The sequence below is a fragment of the Stenotrophomonas sp. YJH_SMC_64 genome (genome assembly GCF_059371375.1).
Genome location: NZ_JCAFUN010000004.1, coordinates 155,010 through 172,394, shown reverse-complemented (window position 1 = coordinate 172,394; position 17,385 = coordinate 155,010). Strand labels below are relative to the sequence as shown.

The window sequence follows — 17,385 nt, the reverse complement described above, 5'->3', positions numbered from 1 at the left end:
CGTCGAGCCATGCTCGTCTGCTGTCTGTCGGCAGGAGCAGCCGAGCATAGGGTCGGCTCTACATCATCCGCAATCGCAGCCACCCCAGCCCTTGGCCTTCGAGGTCTGGCCGATACCGGGATTGAACGTGTTGCTCGGGTCCAGCTGCCTGTAGAACCCGGCCAGCGCCGGCTTGGCCGGGTACAGGTGACCGACATTGTGCTCGGCCGGGTACTCGGCACCACGCTGGTCCAGCAATGCCCACATTGCGTGCTCGATCGCCATCGGGTCTTCACCCTTGCGGGCGATGTAGTCCTGGTGGAACACGTGGCACAGGAAGTGCCCGTAATACAGCTTGTGCAGCAGGCGGCCGTCGATATCGGCCGGCAACTGCTCGAACCAGTCGCCGTCATCTCGGCGCAGGGCAATGTCCAGCGCCACGATGTCCTGCACCTGCCCGCGATGCACTTCGCGGTAGCGCACCGCGGCACCGGCCACGGCGAAGCGATGCAGGAACGCCTTGCGCCCCTCCTCGGCCGTGCAGTGGAAAAAGCCGCCTTCGTGCCCGGCGAAGAAGGCGCGCAACCAGGCCTCGGTTTCCGCAGCGTCCTGGGCAGAGACCTTCAGCAACAGGTGATGCTCGTAGCGCTGGCGGAACTCGCCCATGCGCTTGGGCAGGTGCGAGGGCAGCAGGCCGGTCAGAACCTGCATCACCCGGTCAGTCACCCCACGCAGGCCCAGCCGTTCGAACCAGCCGTCGACGCGGCTCTTCAATGCGAACGCGGCAGGTACACGTGCGGTGCCGAGGCGATCGATCAGCAGGAAGCTGTCCTTGCCGTAGCGCTCGCCGATGTCATAGGCATCGCGGTGGATGTACTCACCGGCAATCGGCAGGCGCTCGAAGCCGGTCAGCAGCTGGCGCCGGATCGCCGTGAGGCTGTCGGTGCGGTTGCTGCCGATGTAGAAGACTTCGGCGGCCTCCTTTTCGAAGGTATCCAGGCGCACCGCGAACACCGCCAGCTTGCCGGCCGAACCGGCAGCCTCGTAGTGGCGGCTGGGATCAGCATTGAAGCGCGCCGGGGTATCGGCGTCGACCTTGCGCACTTCGTCGGCGTAGCGCGGATCGGAGGCCGCGCGGCCGTCGCCGTCCCCCACATCCGACGCACTGTAGTCGCCGGCCTGCAGGCGCTGCAGGATCTGCTCGGGCGTATCGCCCAGCGCGATGCCGAGATGGTTGACCAGCTGTAGTTGGCCCTGCGCATCGACCCGCGCGTACAGCGCCAGCTCGGTGTAGGCCGGGCCACGGCGCACCAGCGCGCCGCCGGAGTTGTTGCAGATGCCGCCCAGCACCGAGGCGCCGATGCAGGACGAGCCGATCACCGAATGCGGTTCACGGCCCAGCGGTGCCAGCGTCTGCTCCAGGCGGTCGAGCGTGGCACCGGGCAGGCACAGCACCTGGCGGCCTTCGTTCAACAGCTGGATGCCGGTCAGGCGCAGCGTGCTGACCAGCACGATCGGCCGGCCGTAGTCATCGCCGTCCGGGGTCGAGCCACCGGTCAGCCCGGTATTGGCCGCCTGCAGGATGACCGCCGCCCCACCCTGCACCGCTGCCTGCAGCACGCGCCACAGTTCCAGCAAGGTACCCGGGCGCACCACTGCCAGTACCGGGCCATCGCCGAAGCGGTAGCCGCGACGGAAGCGGCGCGTGGCCTTGTCGCCGGTCAGTACATGGCGGCTGCCGACCGCGTCGCGCAACTGTGCCAGCACGGCATCGTGGCCATTCATGGCAGGCTGACCAGCGAATCGCGGCCGATGTCAGCGATGCGACGCGCACCGGTCAGTGTCATCGCCACGCGCATCTCCTTGGCGATCAGGTCCAGCAGGTTGGCCACGCCGGCCTCGCCCTGCGCGGCCAGCGCATAAACGAAGGCACGCCCCAGCAGCACGGTATCGGCACCGAGCGCCAGCATGCGCACCACGTCCAGGCCGGTAAGGATGCCCGAATCGGCGAGAATCTTCAGATCGCCCTGTACCGCGTCGGCAATCGCCGGCAGTGCGCGCGCGGTGGACAGCACGCCGTCCAGCTGGCGGCCACCGTGGTTGGAGACCACGATGCCATCGGCACCGAACCTGACCGCATCACGCGCGTCATCCGGGTCAAGGATGCCCTTGATCACCATCGGGCCCTTCCAGAATTCGCGGATCCACTCCAGGTCCTTCCAGGAAATGGAGGGATCGAAGTTGCTGCCCAGCCAGCCGATGTAATCCTCCAGCCCGGTCGGGTTGCCACGGTAGGTGGAGATGTTGCCCAGATCATGCGGACGGCCGAACAGTCCCACGTCCCACGCCCAGTGCGGATGGGTGATGGCCTGGCCGATACGGCGCAGCGAGGCATTCGGGCCGCTCATGCCGGAGTGTGCATCGCGGTAGCGCGCACCCGGCACCGGCATGTCCACGGTGAACACCAGCGTGGTCACGCCGGCGGCCTGTGCTCGCTCCAACGCATTGCGCATGAAGCCACGGTCGCGCAACACATACAGCTGGAACCACATCGGCCGCTGGATGGCCGGTGCCACTTCCTCGATCGGGCACACCGATACGGTGGACAGGGTAAACGGGATGCCTCGGCTGTCGGCCGCGCGCGCCGCCTGTACTTCACCGCGCCGGGCATACATGCCGGTCAGGCCGACCGGGGCCAGCGCCACCGGCATTGCCAGCTTTTCGCCGAACAGCTCGGTTTCCAGGCTCAGGTCGGACATGTTGCGCAGGATGCGCTGGCGCAGCGCGATGTCGGACAGGTCGGAAACGTTGCGCTTCAGCGTGTGCTCGGCATACGCGCCGCCATCGATGTAGTGGAACAGGAACGGCGGCAGCCGGCGTTGCGCTGCGGCACGGTAATCGGTGGAGGCGGAGATGATCATGGGGTCAACCGTGTGGGGAAGGCAGGCGCGAGGCCCGCGCGCGCCGGGCTTCGTTGTCATCGAGGGTGCGCAGCGTGGTGTGCACGAACTCGAGGTGGGCATGCGCGGCGGCGCGCGCGCGTTCCGGGTCGCCAGCCAGTACCGCGTCCATCATCTCGCGGTGCTGGTCGGACAGCGGCGAGAAGGTCCTCGCCGAGGTATAGAGCTTCTCGCGGCTCTGCGAGATGTTGGTCTGCAGCAATTCGAACAGGCCGCGCATCACCTGCAGCAGCACCAGGTTGTGCGAGGCCTCGGCGATGGACAGGTGGAAGGCCGCGTCAGCCTCCGCTTCACCGGTGGGGTCGTTCTTGCCGTGCGCGTCCATCATGGTCTGGAAGGCCTGCGCGATGCGCGTGCGGTCCTCGTCGGTGGCACGCAGCGCCGCATGCCAGGCGGTGGCGCCTTCCAGCGCATGGCGGATCTCCAGTACGTCGAAGCGGTATTCCGGGTCGCCCTGGAACAGCGGCAGGTACGGCGCCAGTGGTTCATCCAGCGCCTGCCGCGCGCGCGCCGCCGGTTCGGCCACGTAGGTACCGCCACCAACCCGTGCGGTCAGCAGGCCCTGGCTGGCCAGCTGCGCGATGGCCTCGCGCAGCGCGGTGCGCGAGACCCCCAGCTGCACCGCCAGGGTGCGTTCGGCCGGCAGGCGGTCGCCCGGCTGCAGCCGCTGTTCCTGCACCAGGCCGCGCAGCTGTGCGGCCACCTTGTCCGAGATACGTTGCGTGCTCATGGCGCCATTGTGGCCCGAAGCGCGTAACAGGGGGTCAGGCCGCGCGGCATGGCTCAGGGAATCATCCATGTCAGCCAGTAGGCCTGGGCCAGGGTGATCAGGCCGACCATGGTGGTGAAGACCAGGCTGTGCTTGACCGTGAAGCGGAACAGGTCCGATTCCTTGCCTGCGAGGCCAACCGCCGCGCATGCAATGGCGATCGACTGCGGCGAGATCATCTTGCCGGTGACGCCGCCGGTGGTGTTGGCCGCCACCAGCAGCACGTCGGACACGCCGATCTGCTGTGCGGTGGTCGCCTGCAGCGCCGAGAACAGCGCATTGGACGAGGTGTCCGAGCCGGTCAGGAACACGCCCAGCCAGCCCAGGAACGGCGAAAAGAACGGAAAGGCGTCGCCGGTGTGCGCCAGTGCCAGCGCCAGCGTTGCCGACAGGCCCGAATAGTTGGCGATGAACGCGAAGGCCAGCACCATGCCGATCGAGTAGATCGGCATGCGCAGCTCACGCACGGTTTCGCCGAAGGTCTGCAGCGCCGACCGGGCCGGCATGCGCAGCGCGATGATCGCGATCACCGCCGCGAGGATGATCGAGGTGCCGGTGGCCGAGAACCAGTCGAACTTGTAGACCGCCTCATAGCTGAGCGGCGCGCCCACGATCGGTGGCATCTTCTGCACCATCTGGTCGAGGCCCGGCACCGGGAGCTTCAGCACCCAGCCTTCCAGCGGGCCGCCTGCCGCGAACAGCGACTTGAACGGCTTGATGCTCCACAGCGTGACCATCGCGGTGAGGATCAGGAACGGCGACCACGCCTTGGCGATCTGGCCGACGCTGTAGTGCGGCGCCTCCAGTGCCTGTGCGGCCGCCTCGGCGCTGGTTTCGGTATCGAAGCGGAAGATCCGTACCGGCTTCCAGCGGCGCAGGAACAGGGTCAGGCAGACCAGCGACGCCAGCGAGGCGGTGATGTCCGGCAGTTCCGGACCGATGAAGTTGGAGGTCAGGTACTGCGCGATGGCGAACGAGCCACCGGCCACCAGCACCGCCGGCCAGGTTTCCTTGATGCCACGCCAGCCATCCATGATCGCCATGATCCAGAACAGCACGATCACGGTCAGGAACGGCAGCTGGCGACCGGCCATCTGGCCGATCTCGAAGGCATCCAGGCCGGTGACCTGCCCGGCCACGATGATCGGAATGCCCATTGCACCGAACGCCACCGGCGCGGTGTTGACGATCAGGCACAGGCCGGCGGCATAGAGCGGCTTGAAGCCCAGCCCGACCAGCAGCGCCGCGGTGATCGCCACTGGCGCACCGAAACCAGCCGCGCCTTCCAGGAAGGCACCGAAGGCGAAGCCGACCATCAGCATCTGCAGGCGCTGGTCTTCGGTCACCGACAGGATCGAAGCGCGGATGATGTCGAACTGACCGGTCTTGACCGAGACCTTGTAGAGGAACACCGCGCCGATGATGATCCAGGCAATAGGCCAGAGGCCGTAGACGAAGCCGAAGCCGGCCGCACCCAGCGCCTGGCTCAGCGGCATGCGGTAGAACAGCAGCGCCACGCCAAGCGCGATGGCCACGGTGATCGTGCCGGCCAGCCAGCCCTTCATGCGCAGCACGGCCAGGGCAACGAAGAAGAACGCGATCGGCAGCAGCGCGATCAGGCTGGACAACCACAGGTTGCCGGCGGGGTCGTACAGGTGTTGCCAGGGCTGCATGAAGACTCTCGACTGGATGCGGAAGGTGCCCCACCGCAGGCGGTGGATCGCCGTGGCTGTCGATTATTGGTCGTACCAATAATGGTTTCGATCAGACCACTTGCAGCGGATTTAACCGCCACTCCGGCGAGGAACCTATTAGACCATAAGGCTAGATGCCATATTGGTCCGACCATTCAGTCCGCATGGTAGTGCCGGCCGCTGGCCGGCAATTCGAGATTCCCTACGAGATCCTTTTCTCCAACCGCCGCATCACCGCCAGCACCAGCACGCACAGCACGCTCACCCCGATGGCGATCACGTACTTGCTGATCCCCACCGCAATCCCGATGGCCGCTGCCATGATCAGCGAGCTGGCCGTGGTCAGGCCGCTGACCTGGTCCTCGCGTGACCCACGCAGGATGGTGCCAGCGGCAACGAAGCCGACACAGGCCACCACCGCTTCGATCAGGCGTACCGGATCAACCTGCAGCAGGTCGCGGTAGCGCTCCTGCTGGAAATGCTCGGCCACCGAGTCGCCAAGGCCGACGATCAACGCGGCGGCCCCTGCGATCAGCATGTGCGTACGCAGGCCAGCGGCGTGCTTGCCCATCTCGCGCTCGACGCCGAGCACGCCGCCGAACAGCATCGCTGCGGCAACGCGCAGCAGGATCGAGACATCCTGGGTAAGTTCCATGGGAAAGCTCCGGAATTTTCCCGGAGCGTCGCGCGGCGATCGTGGGACGGCGGTGAAGGCGATGGCACGCCTTCTTCACCGCACGCATTCATCCACGCATGGCGTGGATCTACTGACCGCATTCGCTCACTGCGCCAGGTAGCCACCATCGATGGCGTAGTACGCGCCGGTCGCGAACGACGCATCGTCGCTGGCCAGCCAGGCCACCAGCGCCGCCACTTCCTCGGCCGTACCCAGCCGCTTCAAGGCGTGACGGCCTTCCAGCGTGGCGCGCACCTTCGGGTCCATCTTCTCCAGCAGCGGTGTGCTGATGAAGCCCGGGCCGACCGCGTTGACACGAATGCCGTCGGCGGCATGTTCCCACGCGGCTGTCTGGGTCAGCCCGACCACGCCGTGCTTGGCCGCCGCATAAGCGGTGGAACCGGCATACCCCACCTGGCCCAGGATCGAGGCCATGTTGATGATGCTGCCGCCGGTTCCAGCGGCTCGCATTGCCCGGATCTGCACACGCTGGCACAGGAACACGCTGGTGAGGTTGACGTCGATGACCCGCTGCCAGCCATCGATCGGATAGTCACCGCTGCTGGCGGCCGGCCCGCCGATACCGGCGTTGTTGACCGCCACATGCAGGCCGTCGAGTTCCTTGATCGTGCGCTGCACCGCCGCCTCCACCGCTGCATCGTCGGTGACGTCCAGCGCGATGCCAATCGCCTGTGCGCCGGCATCGCGCAACTGCGCCACGGTAGCATCCACCGCATCCTGCTTCAGGTCCCAGACCGAGATCCGCGCGCCGGACGCCGCCAGGGTCTGCGCCACGGCCAGACCAATGCCGGACACGCCGCCGGTCACGATCGCGGTCTTGCCGGTGAGTTGGTAGTCAATCATCTGCGTTCTCCATCAGTGGGGGTATCGAAGTGGCCTGCAGCAGCCAACCGCCCCACCCTACGCGCGTGCCTGTGATGGCCTGGCTGACACCGCGTCTACGGGCGATCGTTCCAGCCATGAAACCTCAACTCAAGTTGATGTATGGAATTACGTACGGATATGCATGCAAAACGCCGGCGTATGCTCGGCGGCATTTTCACTTTGGCCGTAATCGTCAATCGTTTTGACCCTATCGGAATCAAAAGCGCGCGAATCGAGGCGACAATGGGAAACGTTTCCAGTTTCTTCGACACACTCCATTCAACCTGGCGTTTCCCCAGCCATCCAGAGTGCCCACGCCACTGCTTCCCAGCATGCCTGCGCGGGTAACGACCGGATCCGCATCTGCGTTGCAGAGCGCGTGGGCGAGGTAATGCCAGCGTCCACCTCCAAAGTACGTGCCGAGCGATGTCCCGATACTTCACTTTTGCCGATTACCGCCGCTTCGGCCACCGTCATGGCTTCGATTACCGCGCTGACCCGGAACACCTGCGCGACGACCAGTGGGCCGGCCATGGCGAGGTCAACGAGCAGTTCCTGCGCGGCGGCATGAGCCTGATCGCCTCCGACGTCCATAATCGCTTTCCTTATGTAGCGACCGCCCAGCAGAGTCCCGGCCTGGCCATCCGCGTGATGCTGCAGGGCCAGGTCGATGTGCGCATTCCGCGACGCGGTGGTTTCACCCTGCGCGCCGGCACGGCGATGACCGCGCACCACCGCGAGCAGGTCGAGATGACCGGTGCGCATCCCGGCGAAACGCGCATGCGCGGCGTCAGCGTCATGGTGCCCGGCCAGATCGATCCGGATCTGTTCCATCTGCCGCAGCTGGAGACCGCGCTCAACAGCCACCTGGAATGCCGCCACTGGGCCATTCCGCATACCCTGCTGCCGGTACTCGGCCAGTTGTTCGACAGCCCATGGGAAGATGGCATCGACGCCTTGTGGCGCGAGGGCGTTGCTCTGCAGCTGCTGGCCGTTGGCCTGAAGGCCGAGGATCTGCAGACCGACCCTGTACGAACGCTGCGGGCCGGCCAGCGCGAGCGCCTGGAGCGCGTGCGTGCCTACCTGCATGACGACCCCAGCCACGCCCACAGCCTGGTCGAGCTGGCCCAGCTGGCCTGCATGAGCCCCAGCTCGCTGCGCCGTCATTTCGCCCAGCAGTACGGCTGCTCGGTGTTCGACTACCTGCACGAGCAGCGCATGCGCCACGCCGAACAGGGCCTGCGCGAGGACGGCTGGACGGTCGAGCAGGCCGCCGCCGCCAGCGGCTACCGTCATCCCAGCAACTTCGCCGCGGCATTCCGCAAGCGTTTCGGCCTGGTCCCCAGCCGCTGGCGCACGGGCCCCTCGAAGGTGGGGTGAGGTGCCTTGGTAGGTGCCGACCTTGGTCGACACGCTCCCGCGCCATCGCGGATGCCGGCCAGCGGCCGGCACTACCACACCCGCCTGAATCGACCTGCGATGGCTCCGCTCTGGTGGGTCTCGACCTTGGTCGATCAGCATGCCATTGCCCAGCCTTGGTAGGTGTCGACCTTGGTCGACACGCTCCTGCGCCATTGCGGATGCCGGCCAGCGGCCGGCACTACCACACCCGCCTGAATCGACATGCCATGGCCCAGCCTTGGTAGGTGTCGACCTTGGTCGACACGCTCCTGCGCCATCGCGGATGCCGGCCAGCGGCCGGCACCACCCCAGCCGCCGGGTATCGCACACCCGGCGGATCTCACCAACCTCAATACACCGGCAGATCGATGTAGCTCGCCTGCGCCGCGCTGTGCCAGACCCGCTGCGTGGCCTTCTGGTAATCGCCTGGCTTGGCCAGGTAGATGTTCGGCACGTAGGTCTGCGGGTTGCGGTCGTACAGCGGGAACAGGCTGGACTGCACCTGCACCATCACCCGGTGGCCCTTCTGGAACGTGTGGTTGGCATTGGGCAGGTCGAAGCGGTACGGCAGCACCTGGTTCGCCGCCAGCGGCTTCGGATCGCTGAAGCTTTCGCGGTAGCGGCCACGGAAGATCGCCAGCGACACAGGCAGCTCGTAGCCACCCATCTCCGGCGTCGACGCTTCCTGGTCCGGATACACGTCGATCAGCTTCACCACCCAGTCACTGTCGGTGCCACTGGTCGAGGCCTGCAGGTGCACCACCGGCGCGCCGCCGATGCGCAGCGGCGCGGTCAGCGGTTCGGTGATGAAGGTCAGCACGTCCGGGCGACCATCGACAAAGCGCTGGTCCTTGACCAGCCAGGTGGTCCACATATCGCGGTCACCGAAGCGGACCGGACGCGGCACGAACGGCACCGGCTTGGCCGGGTCGGACACGTACTCCTCGAAGTCCCCCTCGCCCGCCGCCGGCGCCTGGAACGCCAGCTTGCCGCCGGCCCGCAGGTACAGCGGCTTGCTGCTGGCGGCACAGCCCTTGTCGCAGCTGCGCGGCCAACCCTTCAGGCGATCCCAGTGGTTTTCGCCGGTGTTGTAGATCAGCACCGGCGGCGTGTCCGCCTTCGGCGCACCGTCCACCAGATACTGGTCGAAGAACGGCTTGAGTACATCACGGCGGAACTGCAGCGCGGTATCGCCGTCGAACTTCAGCGCGCCCAGTTCGCTGCCGCTGTAGTTCACCTGGCTGTGCCGCCACGGCCCCATCACCAGGTAATTGCGGTTGTTGCCGCTGTCGCGCCCTTCCATTGCCTGGTAGGCGTGGTTGGCGCCCCACATGTCCTCTTGGTCCCACAGGCCCTGCAGCCACATGGTCGGCACCTTCAACGGTGTTTTCGCCATCACCGCGTCCAGCGCCTGACCCTGCCAGAAGCCGTCATAGGCCGGGTGCTCGACCAGCTTCTTCCACCAGGTCAGCTGGTCCACGCCGGTGAAGCGCGCGTAGTCGCCAGCCGAACCGATCCGCAGGAAAGTGCTGTAGTCGTCATAGCCGAGGCTGGGCAGCGGCGTACCCTTGCCGCGCTTCTCGGTCTGCATCGCGAAATAGTTGAAGTTGACCTGGCGGAACGCACCGTAGTTGAGCCAGTCGTCGCCCATCCAGCCATCGACCATCGGGCTCTGCGGTGCGGCCACCTTCAGCGCCGGATGCGGGTCGGTCAGCGCCATCACCACGGTGAAGCCCTCGTACGACGAGCCGAGCATGCCGACCTTGCCATTGCTCTCCGGCACGTTCTTCACCAGCCAGTCGATGGTGTCCCAGGCGTCGGTGGAGTGGTCGACTTTGGTGTTGTTCAACGGCCCGCGCAACGGCCGGGTCATCACGTAATCGCCTTCGGAGCCGTACTTGCCACGGATGTCCTGGAACACGCGGATGTAACCGCCGTCGACGAACACCTCGTCGCCCTGCGGCAGCAGGTCGCGCATGCGCGGCGAATCACTGCGGCTGGCGCGGCCAGCGGCATCGTAGGGCGTGCGGGTCAGCAGGATCGGGGCATTGCGGGCGCCCTTGGGCACCACGATCACCGTATACAGCTTGGTGCCATCACGCATCGGCACCATCACCACGCGCTTGTCGTAGTCACGACCGACATCGGGGGCAACGAAGGGCTTGCCGCTGATGTCCGGGGTCATCGGCGGGGTATCGGCGGCCAGCACGGTGCTGGACAGGCAAAGGGCAATGGCTACAGCGACGGCACGCACACGCATGGACAACCCCTCCCGGCAGGAAAGCCTCAAGCCTACTCCTGCCTCGAGCCGTGAGGTGTGGGCGGGCTTTGCATTCTGCGGCGGATGCAGGCAGGACTGATGGCACATGTGCCCGCGGTGCTGCCGCGCTCGCCAACGACCGGTAGTGCCGGCCGCTGGCCGGCAACTTCATGATCCTGGGGCGCGTTACGCGGTTGCCGGCCAGCGGCCGGCACTGCCGGTCAGGCCATCGGCACTTCGTGCAACGCAAGCCAACGCCAACGCCCCTGCTCCTGGCGCAGCACCGCCAGCGACTCTCGCCATGTGGGCTGGCCGCCATCGAGCGAATGCCCTTCGCGATAGCGCAGCACCGCCAGCGGCAACGGCGCATCCACTACCTGCACGGCGCCGATGGAAATCTGCAGCCCTGGGCGCGCGCCATGACCACCCGCGAACAGTGCCTGCACGGCACTCCGGTCCAGCCTGCGACCCGCGATGCCGACCATGCTGAAGTCCGCGCAGAAATGCGCCATCAGATCATCCAGCGCATCCGCAGCCACCTCGGCCCGGAACCAGGCCTGCAGTTTGTCGTGCAGGTGGTGGATTTCATGTTCTGCGGTCGTAGCCATCAAGTGTTCTCCGGTTGCGAAAGGGTGATCCTCTGGGGCCGACGCAGCAACGCCATTGGCAGCAGGGTAAGTACGGCGGCCAGACCCAGCGCCACGCCGGTGGAATGGGCCGGCAGCCATTGCATGGCCAGCGCCAGCAACAGCGCAATGGCGGCAGTACCAAGGCAGAAACTGAGCTGACGGTTGAGGTTCCAAAGGGCACTGGCATCGCCCAGCGCTTCACCCTCCACGCCGTGGAAAGCCAGCGTCTGCGCGGTACTGCTGCACAGGCTGCCACCGGCGCCCATCAGCGCGAACAGCAGCCCGGCCAACGCGAAGGCCGGCTGCGGCAGCATCGCCATCAACAGCAGGCCGCTGGCCTGCAGGAGCATGCCCATACGCAGTACCGTGGCCGGGCCGAAGCGCGCCAGCAGGCGCTTGCTGGCCGTGATCGCAATGGCCGAGGCCAGCGCCCAGGGCAGCATCAACCCGCCGATGCGTGCCGCGCTGTAACCGGCCTGGTGCAGCTGGAGCGTACTGACCAGCTGGCTGCCGATGAACACACCGGGCACTGCCAGATAGACCAGCATCGCCAGGCGCAGGCCCCGATGGGACAGCAGCGACCAGCGCAGCAGGGGCTGCGCCTGCTGCCGTGCATGCCGCAGGTGGGCCGCCGCCAACAGCATTGCGATCAACAGCAACACGGCACCTGCGCCGCGATGTCCGGACTCGCCCAGCCAGGTCAGCGCCAGTAGCAACGCGCCCAGCGCCAGCATCGCGGTGGACAGCGCATAGCCCTGCAGGCGTGGCGCACTACGCCCGCCATCGGCCGGCATCCACGCCAGCACCAGTCCAATCGCCACCACGGCCAGTGGCAGGCTGGCCCAGAGCACGCCGCGCCAGGACAACCACTGCACCAGCAGCCCGCCCAACGCGGGCGCCAATGCCGGCACCAGCAGCGCCACCAGCAGGATGCGCCGGGTCAGCGCGCCACGCTGGTCGGACGTGCATTGTCGGTACGCTGCCGCCTGTGCCACCGGAATCAGCAGGCCACCGGCCAGCCCCTGCAGCAGGCGCCAGCCCAGCAGCCAGCCGATACCCGGTGCGGCGCCGGCCAGCACAGCGGCAACCGCGAACAACAGCAACGCCACCAGCAGCAGGCGACGCTCACCACAGCGCGCGGCCAACCAGGGCGCCAGCGGAATCACCACGCTCAGGCCCAGCATGTAGGCGGTGCCCACCCAGGCCAGGGTACCGACATCAGCGTGCAGTTCCGCTGCCAGTGCCGGATAGGCCACCGTGGCGATGAACATGTTGACCAGATCCAGGGCGAACACCAGCAGGAAGATCGCCTCATGGCGCAGGCGGGGGGACGGCATCGGCGGCGCTCCAGCAGGGAAGCGGCCAGCATGCCGTGCGGGCCTTGTTGGAAAAACACGACAGCAACTGCAACACTGTCAAATCCACTTTGACAATGAATTGCCATGGTCAGCCTCGATCGCTTCGACATCTTCCGCGCCGTGGTCGAGGCCGGCAGCCTCACCGCAGCAGCCGATCGGCTCGGCCTCAGCCGTGCGGTGGTCAGCTTCAACCTGAAGCGGCTGGAGCAGGAGCTGGGCGTGACCCTGCTGTTGCGCAGTACCCGCCACCTGGCCCTGACGGACGCTGGCGAGCAGTTCCTGCAGCACTGCGTGCAGGCGCTGGATGCCGCACAGGCAGCGATCGATGCCGCGCGCCGCGACCAGCACCAGCTTCAGGGCGTGCTGCGCCTGACCACCACCCCGGAGTACGCGCAGCTACGCTTGATTCCTGCGCTGGAGGCGTTCCGTGCGCTGCACCCGGCGCTGCAGCTGCACCTGTCCACGTCTCCCGCGCCGGCGGACCTGATTCCCGAGCGCTTCGACCTGGCGATCCGTCTTGGCCGTCTGCCCGATTCGGGCCTGCACGCCAGCGAACTGGAACGCCATCCACTGTGCCCCGTGGCGGCTCCGTCCCTACTGGCACGCCTGCCCTCTGCCGATGCTGCCGACGACCCCGTGCAGCTGGGCACCCTGCCCCGCCTCGGCTACCCGCGCCTGGCCGACGTGCCGGTGGTGGCGCCGGATGGCAGCGACGCCCTGTTTGCCACCAACCCGGGCAATGCGGTGGTGCGCGTAGATGGTGCCAGCAGCCTGCGTGCCTTCGCCGTGGCCGGCGCCGGGGTCACCGTGCTGCCACGCTGGCTGATCGAGGACGACCTGGCCCAGGACCGGCTGCGCCCGGTGCTGCGCCAGCACCGCTTCCCGCAGCAGAGCGTGTACGCGGTCTACCCGCACAGCACGCAGCCCTCACCGAAGGTACGGCAGCTGATCGATTTCCTGCGCGGGTGGTTTGGCAAATGAAAAATGGGGACGGAGGGGATTAAGTCGTTTGTGCATAAACGACTTAATCCCCTCCGTCCCCATTTTCAGACACGGCCCTGTGCGGGCCGTGTCTTCAGGCATCAGCGCAGCACCTGCTCCACCAGCTGCACGTCCACGCTCTGCAGCGGTTCGGCCGCATTGCGCGACAGCTGCACCTGGTAGGTGCCGCCGTCGATCTTCCACTGGCGCGCCTGTGCATCGTAGTGGGCCAGGGTCTTCGGCTCGGCTTCGATGCGGATGCGGCGCTGTTCGCCCGGCTGCAGGTTCACCTTGTCATAGCCGATCAGGCGGATCGGCGTGGTGTTGCCGGCCGGCAACTTCAGGTACAGCTGCGCCACATCGGCACCGGCGCGCTTGCCGGTGTTGCGGATGTCCACACTGGCGACCAGGCGCGAGCCTTCCACGCTCACCTTCAGGTTTTCATAGGCGAACGAGGTGTAGGACAGGCCGTGGCCGAAGGCGAAGGTCGGGGTCAGACCCTTGGCCGCCATCCACTTGTAGCCGACGTTGGCGCCTTCGATATCGAAATCGAACACATCACCAAACGGCTTGGCCGGCTTGAAGCCGAGGCCGTCGATGTGCGGGCGTGGCAGCTGCGATTCGTCCGTCACCCAGGTCACCGGCAGGCGGCCCGACGGATTGACCTGGCCGGTCAGCAGCGCGGCGATGCCTTCGCCACCGCGGATGCCCGGGTACCAGGCCTGCAGCATCGCCGGCACCTGCGCCAGCCACGGCGTGCGCACCGGGCCATTGGCTTCCAGCACCAGCACGGTCTTCGGGTTGGCCTTGGCCACTGCCGAGATCAGGGCATCCTGGTTGTCCGGCAGCTGCATGTCCGGCAGGTCCACCGATTCGGCGGCCCACTGGGTGGCGAACACGATGGCCACGTCAGCCTGCGCGGCGGCCTTGGCCGCAGCGGCGGCATTGGTCCCGTCCACATACTCGATGGTCGCGTCCGGGCGCGCCGCACGCAGCGATTCCAGCGGCGAGGACGGATGGAAGATCACCGGGCCCGGCCAGGTGGTCGGCATCACGCCCGGCACCGCATTGGTGCCCTTTGCGGTCACGCCCACCATCGACGAACCACCGCCGCCGATCACGCCCTTGTCGGCATGGCCGCCGATGATGACGATGCGCTTCACGCTGTCGGCCAGCGGCAGCAGGTTGCCCTCATTGCGCAGCAGCACGCTGCCCTCTTCCACCGTGCGCTGGGCAACGGCGAAGCCGGCCTCGGCATCCACCTTCTGGTGCTGCGGCGGGTTGTCGAAGTTGCCATGCAGGAACATCGTGCGCAGGATGCGCGCCACCATGTCGTTCAGGCGCGCCTGCGGCACTACGCCGCCGTGCACGGCCAGGCGCAGCGGTTCGTCGAAGAACACCGCCGCGTCGAACACTTCACCGGCCGACTGCTGATCGAGGCCAGCCAGCGCCGCCTTCGAACCACTGTGCACGCCGCCCCAGTCGGACATCACGAAACCGGGGAACTTCCATTCCTGCTTCAGCACCTGGTTCATCAGGTAGCCGTTCTCGCAGCCGTAGGTGCCGTTGATCTTGTTGTACGAGCACATCGCCACGCCCGGGCGACCGGCTTCCAGCGCGATCTCGAAGGCCAGCAGGTCCGACTCGTGCATGGCCTGTTCGCCGATGCGCACGTCGTGGAAGTTGCGACGGGTCTCCATGTCGTTCAGCGCGAAGTGCTTCATCGAGGAGATCACGTGCTGGCTCTGCACGCCCTGGATCAGCGCGCCAACCATCGAGCCGGCCAGCAGCGGATCTTCACCGGCATATTCGAAGTTGCGGCCGTTGCGCGGGTCGCGCTGCAGGTTGACGCTGCCCGACAGCAGGATGTTGAAGCGCTGCTGCCATGCCTCGCGGCCCATCGTGGCGCCACCGGCGAAGGCGACTTCACGGTTCCAGCTCGATGCGGTGGACGGGCCCGACGGCATCGCCGTGGCGAAATCGCCCGGGCGGATGCCACCCGGATTGGTCACGCCGACGCCGGCATCGGCCGATTGCTGCGACGGAATGCCCAACCGCGCCACGCCCGGCACGAAACCAGCCGAACCGACTGCGCCTTCCGGCAGCGGGCCACCGTCCTTGCCCAGCCCGAAGTAGCTGTGCAGCATCTGGAACTTCTCATCCTCGGTCATCGCCTTCAGCAGCAGCGCAGCGCGCGCGTCGGCGTTGAGGGTGGTGTCCATCCACGGCCTGTCGCCATGCGTGTCGTCGGCGTAGGCCAGGGTCAGCAGGGTGGCGCGCAGGGTACTGCCTTCCACCTTGAACGGCGCACTGCTGGCGGCCTGGAAGCCATCGCTGAAATAGCTGGCATCGGCTTCCAGCGCGACACGCGCCGGATCGAAGCCTGCGGCCTTGGCCGATTCACCGGCCACCGCGCCGAGCAGCACCGCCGGTGCACCCAGCCGCGAACGGGTGACCAGCGCCGGCAGCTGCGCCGCACCTGCACCGGCATCGGTATAGACCGCCACGGTGTGGCGGCCGTCGTCCAGGCGCAGGTAGTTCAGGCCCGGCTGGTCGGGGCCGGATTCAGCAGCGATCGGCAGCCGGGTCAGCACTGCCTGGCCGCGCTGGGTCTGGCCATCGTCCTTGCCGGCAGCAATGAAGCGGTACTCATAGCCCAGGCCATCGGCCAGCACCTGCAGCGGATCGACCTGGCCGATGCCGCGCTGCACCTGGCGCACGCTCACCGCGTCCACCTGCAGGGTCTTCAGCTGCGCGGCCAGGGCCGGCATCGCCTCGGCGGTCGGGGCCTGTTCCAGGGTCAGCACAGTGAACGCGGCGGGGTCGGCCCAGGCCGGGGCGGCCAGTGCGGCAGACAGGGCCAGGGACAGTGCAAGCGGCTTTGTAAACGTTTTCATCGGCAGGCGTAATTCCGTTGCCAAGGCAATCGGTCCAGGGAAAGTGCCGCCGAAGGGTGCAGCGTTCATGCCGCGCAGGGGTTGCCAGGCAACGTCCCGCAGGCCGATGGACGGGCCGGTCTGCGCGCGGGACCCTCCTCCCGGCGTGACAACCTGCCTGCCCGGGCCGCGCAGGGCGACCCAATCCTGTGAAGATTGTGCGAGGGCGTTCACACCTGTCAACAGGACCTAAGTCACAGGGGCAACCCGGCCAGCGGTTATCAGGCCATCACCGGCGGTCATCAGCGCGCCGCGCGAGGCTGCCGATAATGAGGGTCCCTGGCCACGAACCGAGCCCATGACCGTCCATCGCGACTTCGACCATCTCTGGCGCGACCGCTGTGACACCTCCAGCCAGCGCGCGCCGCGCGTGTTGATCCGGGTGTTCGTGGCACCCGGTGAGCTGGAGCGCAGCGTGGCGTTCTACGAGCAGCTGCAGGGTGTGGTGGCCGATGCGGGGTTTCCGTTTCCGGAGGCCGGGCTGCGTCTGGCAATGGTCGGTGCGTTCCTGTTGATCGAGGGCAGCGAGACGGCGCTGGCGCCGTTCACTTCGACCACGGGAACGCTGCTGGTCGACGATGTTCGGCCCTATCACGACAAACTGGTCGCGGCTGGCGCCGAGATCATCTTCCCGTTGCAGGTGGTACCCACCGGGGCGGCGTTCAACGCGGTGCATCCCGATGGCACGGTGGTCGAGTACGTGCATCACCGGCCGGATCCGCACGGCCGGTGAGGGGACGGCCGGGCTGCGCCCGGCACCCGCAGAGGCAACGGCCAAAGCAACAGCGGGGCTCCTGTGGGTAGGCGGGGTGGGTCCGTTGGCGGGGGACGCCGTGAATCCGTCTCTGGAGGCTCGG

General features: G+C 67.1%; 13 protein-coding genes. 3 read left to right on the top strand and 10 right to left on the bottom strand.

Going from position 1 to position 17,385, the window contains the following annotated elements; all coding sequences use genetic code 11:
• Positions 1-63: 63 nt before the first annotated feature.
• The 6 genes from dld to AC5P9L_RS05575 form a co-directional block, all read right to left on the bottom strand.
• On the bottom strand, positions 64-1,764 hold the full coding sequence (gene dld, locus AC5P9L_RS05600; protein WP_165710544.1) for a D-lactate dehydrogenase: 1,701 nt from the start codon (positions 1,762-1,764) through the stop codon (positions 64-66).
• Complete coding sequence (lldD, locus tag AC5P9L_RS05595) at positions 1,761-2,900, bottom strand: FMN-dependent L-lactate dehydrogenase LldD (RefSeq protein ID WP_279915562.1); 1,140 nt, start codon at positions 2,898-2,900, stop codon at positions 1,761-1,763. Before lldD ends, dld begins: the two co-directional genes overlap by 4 nt.
• Before the next feature lie 4 nt (positions 2,901-2,904).
• Complete coding sequence (gene lldR / locus AC5P9L_RS05590; protein WP_005410034.1) at positions 2,905-3,669, bottom strand: transcriptional regulator LldR; 765 nt, start codon at positions 3,667-3,669, stop codon at positions 2,905-2,907.
• A 53-nt stretch (positions 3,670-3,722) separates the two neighbouring features.
• Positions 3,723-5,381, bottom strand: coding sequence for an L-lactate permease (gene lldP, locus AC5P9L_RS05585; RefSeq protein ID WP_262101612.1), 1,659 nt, complete (start codon positions 5,379-5,381; stop codon positions 3,723-3,725).
• A 223-nt stretch (positions 5,382-5,604) separates the two neighbouring features.
• A complete protein-coding gene (locus tag AC5P9L_RS05580; RefSeq protein ID WP_005413774.1) occupies positions 5,605-6,057 on the bottom strand; it encodes an MgtC/SapB family protein in 453 nt (150 codons plus the stop codon).
• Between the two features lie 126 nt (positions 6,058-6,183).
• Positions 6,184-6,942, bottom strand: coding sequence for an SDR family NAD(P)-dependent oxidoreductase (locus AC5P9L_RS05575; RefSeq protein WP_164173416.1), 759 nt, complete (start codon positions 6,940-6,942; stop codon positions 6,184-6,186).
• Positions 6,943-7,389: 447 nt separating this feature from the next.
• Here AC5P9L_RS05575 and AC5P9L_RS05570 point away from each other — a divergent pair, with 447 nt between their 5' ends.
• Positions 7,390-8,343 carry a helix-turn-helix transcriptional regulator gene (locus AC5P9L_RS05570; RefSeq protein WP_005413776.1) on the top strand — a complete coding sequence of 318 codons (954 nt, stop codon included), beginning with the start codon at positions 7,390-7,392 and terminating at the stop codon, positions 8,341-8,343.
• Positions 8,344-8,713: 370 nt separating this feature from the next.
• Here AC5P9L_RS05570 and AC5P9L_RS05565 read toward each other — a convergent pair whose 3' ends face one another.
• The 3 genes from AC5P9L_RS05565 to AC5P9L_RS05555 form a co-directional block, all read right to left on the bottom strand.
• Positions 8,714-10,624, bottom strand: coding sequence for a CocE/NonD family hydrolase (locus AC5P9L_RS05565; protein ID WP_043035207.1), 1,911 nt, complete (start codon positions 10,622-10,624; stop codon positions 8,714-8,716).
• A 221-nt stretch (positions 10,625-10,845) separates the two neighbouring features.
• Positions 10,846-11,232, bottom strand: coding sequence for a DUF4440 domain-containing protein (locus tag AC5P9L_RS05560; protein WP_279915563.1), 387 nt, complete (start codon positions 11,230-11,232; stop codon positions 10,846-10,848).
• Positions 11,232-12,590 carry an MFS transporter gene (locus AC5P9L_RS05555; RefSeq protein WP_099484868.1) on the bottom strand — a complete coding sequence of 453 codons (1,359 nt, stop codon included), beginning with the start codon at positions 12,588-12,590 and terminating at the stop codon, positions 11,232-11,234. Before AC5P9L_RS05555 ends, AC5P9L_RS05560 begins: the two co-directional genes overlap by 1 nt.
• 105 nt (positions 12,591-12,695) lie before the next feature.
• Here AC5P9L_RS05555 and AC5P9L_RS05550 point away from each other — a divergent pair, with 105 nt between their 5' ends.
• A complete protein-coding gene (locus AC5P9L_RS05550) occupies positions 12,696-13,592 on the top strand; it encodes a LysR family transcriptional regulator (RefSeq protein ID WP_262101611.1) in 897 nt (298 codons plus the stop codon).
• A gap of 101 nt (positions 13,593-13,693) precedes the next feature.
• On the opposite strand, the gene AC5P9L_RS05545 is transcribed toward AC5P9L_RS05550, so the two are convergent.
• Positions 13,694-16,489: a beta-glucosidase family protein gene (locus AC5P9L_RS05545; protein ID WP_262101610.1), complete on the bottom strand. Its 2,796-nt coding sequence runs from the start codon at positions 16,487-16,489 to the stop codon at positions 13,694-13,696.
• A 337-nt stretch (positions 16,490-16,826) separates the two neighbouring features.
• Between AC5P9L_RS05545 and AC5P9L_RS05540 the strand changes: the two genes are divergently transcribed.
• The gene (locus AC5P9L_RS05540; protein WP_005410044.1) at positions 16,827-17,261 is read left to right on the top strand and encodes a VOC family protein; all 435 of its coding nucleotides are present in this window, start codon (positions 16,827-16,829) and stop codon (positions 17,259-17,261) included.
• The last annotated feature ends 124 nt before the right edge of the window (positions 17,262-17,385 follow it).